At 60.7% G+C, this 3153-nt stretch carries 2 protein-coding genes, 1 tRNA gene and 1 pseudogene; 2 read left to right on the top strand and 2 right to left on the bottom strand.

All coding sequences use genetic code 11. The features are described from left to right. Window positions 1-723: 723 nt before the first annotated feature. Window positions 724-1080, top strand: coding sequence for a hypothetical protein (locus H0V34_03865; GenBank protein MBA2490862.1), 357 nt, complete (start codon window positions 724-726; stop codon window positions 1078-1080). 193 nt (window positions 1081-1273) lie between these two features. After that, window positions 1274-2816 (top strand): annotated as a pseudogene (locus H0V34_03860) (recombinase family protein). Here H0V34_03860 and H0V34_03855 read toward each other — a convergent pair. Continuing rightward, window positions 2784-2857: transfer RNA gene (locus tag H0V34_03855), tRNA-Gln, on the bottom strand. The pseudogene H0V34_03860 and the gene H0V34_03855 overlap by 33 nt on opposite strands. 54 nt (window positions 2858-2911) lie before the next feature. Then, window positions 2912-3153, bottom strand: a 242-nt coding sequence (gene rpsI / locus H0V34_03850) for a 30S ribosomal protein S9 (protein MBA2490861.1), incomplete at its 5' end; no start/stop codon positions are given.

The following is a 3153-nucleotide window of genomic DNA, read 5'->3' as shown; positions in this document are numbered from 1 at the left end:
CCAAACGGGGCGAAAATGGCCCCGTGAACGATGAAAAACAGACCTCACGGCTGCTTTTCCGCCTGAAATCGATTCGTATGCGCACTCCCCAACCATTCTTGGTTACTTGTTCAGAGGTTCCTTAGTTCTTGCATTCTCTGAGGTGATCCTCAAGGCAGTGTGTTATAGTAAACGGGCTTGAATTACCATATGCAAGTGACATAGCTCACAGCTATTTTGTGAAATATGTCCTTGACACTGACAGTAATGTAGACATACCATGAATCCTTACGCTTATGCTCGTCGTTCAAGGGCGTGCCTGGCCCGACATATAAAAGATCTGTGAACTATAGGAAGGTTCTCCGTCTGCTGTCAAGGCCCTCATACAGGCAAGTTCTATACTTATCGTGTATTTCCTAACAACTCCGCCCATGATTTCAAAGAGTTAGTAAAGTACCATGGCGGGTGTGAAGAGAACGTGTCCCTCGCTTGATCGGTAGGAGTTGTCCCTGTTTCAGTTGAAAGTTTTTCCGATATCCCTTATCGGCGGCTCCCGCCTGGCCTGTTAGAAGAATTCCGTATAAGCATGCCAGTCCTTATATCGCTTTTGACCTTTCCAAACTGAGAGACACTACCTGCTGCCGCCTGCTGCCGCGTCGGTTGACTTCGACGGGTTCGCGAACTTCCTCTGATCCGGCCTACCCGAACGAGCTGGCTCGGTCGCTGCCGCTGTCGCTGATCCAGATGCTCTGGGACTGTGTCGAGGCAAACGGCTACGCCCACGGGATGACCGATGACCCGCTGCCGAACACGCCTGAACATAAGGTGCTGATGAACGTCGCCTTCGGCGACCACCATGTGACCAAATGGGCAGCCGACATCGAGGCCCGCGGCCGTGAGGCACACGCCGATGCTCGACCCCGGACGCTGGCCGGACTGTCGATGCGCTCTGGAACATCCCGGCGATCCAGAGCAGCAGATGTCCGATTTCCTCGCGCCGGCCGGCGCAGTGACCGACGTCTGCGGCCCCTCGCCCTGCTACCCGGGCGGCTGGACCGACCCTCCGTGCCCGCGATGGCAGCCTGCTCGATACCGACCTGACGCCGCCCCGAGCGCTCGCACGCGCAGGTGGAAGGCTGGATATTGGGCGTTCCCGGCTTGATCCGCGCGGGCAAGGAGCGCAATGTCTTGGCGCATCCGCCGCTTGCGATCGGAGTTTGTTTAGGTTACACTAAACACTATGGCTAAGGCGTTGAAACCCACCGCAAGTTCCGATACCCGCAAGCAGGCGGTGATCTATGCGCGCGTCTCCTCAAAGGAGCAGGAGAAGGAGAAGGAGGGCTTCTCGATCCCCGCGCAGCTGAAGCTCCTGAAGGAGTATGCGGCGGCGCAGGGCTTCACGATCGTGCAGGAGTACCTGGATGTGGAGACGGCCAAACAGACCGGCCGCGCCGCGTTCGGCGAGATGGTCGCCTATTTGAAAGCGCACCCGGCGATCCGGGTGCTGCTCGTCGAGAAAACGGACCGCCTCTACCGCAACCTCAAGGACTGGGTGACGGTGGACGAGCTGGAGGTCGAAATCCACTTCCCCAAGGAGGGCGCGGTGCTGTCGCGCAAGTCGCGCTCCTCGGAAAAGTTCATGCACGGCATCAAGGTGCTGATGGCGAAGAACTACATCGACAACCTGTCAGAGGAAGCGCGCAAGGGCCTCCAGGAGAAGGCCGAGCAAGGCATCTGGCCGACCAAGACGCCGCTCGGCTATCGCAATGTCGCCGGCCCGGACGGAAAGAGGATCATCGCCACCGACCCCGATGTCGCGCCGATCGTGTCGAAGCTGTTCGAGTGGTACGCGACCGGCCAATATTCGCTCCAAGAAGCGGCGCGCAAGGCGCGGGATGCGGGCCTCGTCTACCGCAAGAGCGGCGTCAAGGTGCCGGTGAGCACGGTGCATTCGATCCTGCGCAATCGGCTCTATACCGGCCAGTTCGAGTGGAACGGCAAGCTGATCCAGGGCAAGCACGAGGCGCTCGTCTCGGTCGAATTGTGGGAGCGGGTGCAGGGCGTGATGGACGGCCGCTTCGCCAAGAAGCACCACCGCATGACGCACGACTTCGCCTTCTCAGGCCTGATTGCCTGCGCCAAATGCGGCTGCTCCGTCGTCGGCGAGATCAAGAAGCAGCGTTACGTCTATTACCATTGCACCGGCTACCCCGATAAGTGTCAGAAGCAACCCGGTCACCTGCCGCCGCCGCTATGTGCGCGAGGAGGTGCTAGAGAGCCAATTCACCGCGCTGCTCGGCCGGCTCCAGTTCGACGACGAGGTGCTGGCCTGGGTGCGCGAAGCGCTGCACGCCAGCCATGCCGATGAACGGCGCGAGCACGAAGAGGCGATCCGGCGGCTCCAAGCCGAACACAAGCGGCTCGGTGACCGCATCAACGCCATGTATCTCGACAAGCTCGACGGGCGTGTGGACACCCCCTTCTTCGACAAGATGTCTGCCGAGTGGCGCGCGGAGCAGAACCGCTACTTGGGCGAGATCGAGCGGTACGAGTCCGTCGAGCAGTCCTACATGGACGAGGGCATCGAGATTCTCGAACTCGCGCAGAACGCCCAACGCCTGTTCGAGCGCCAGGAACCGCGCCAAAAACGCCGCCTGCTCAACTTTGTACTATCGAACTGCACCTGGGAGCACGGCGAAGTGGTCGCCACCTTCCGGCAACCGTTTGATTTGTTGGCGAAAACCACCGCGATCGTCGGCCGCCGTGAGGCGGGGAAGACGGCCAATTCGGCGAAATCTGAGATTTGGCTGGGGGACCTGGATTCGAACCAGGGTTGACGGAGTCAGAGTCCGTAGTCCTACCGCTAGACGATCCCCCAAGTTTCTCACGGGCGGCGGCCGGGATAGGCGCGCACGCGGCGTCCCGGCAGGCCTTATCGCTTGGAGTACTGCGGCCGCTTCCGAGCCTTGTGCAGCCCGACCTTCTTGCGTTCGACCTGGCGGGCGTCTCGGGTCACAAGACCGGCGCGCCGTAGGACACCCTTGAGACCTTCGTCGTAGGCGATGAGTGCGCGGGTGATACCGTGTCGCACCGCCCCGGCCTGGCCGGAGATCCCGCCGCCGCTGACGGTGACCTGGAAGTCGAACTTCCCGTCGAGGTCGGTGGCCTGTAGGG

It is taken from the genome of Gammaproteobacteria bacterium, assembly GCA_013696315.1.
GTDB lineage: Bacteria > Pseudomonadota > Gammaproteobacteria > JACCYU01 > JACCYU01 > JACCYU01.
Note: the sequence above shows the minus strand (reverse complement) of the source record. Positions and strands in the feature narration are given on the sequence as shown.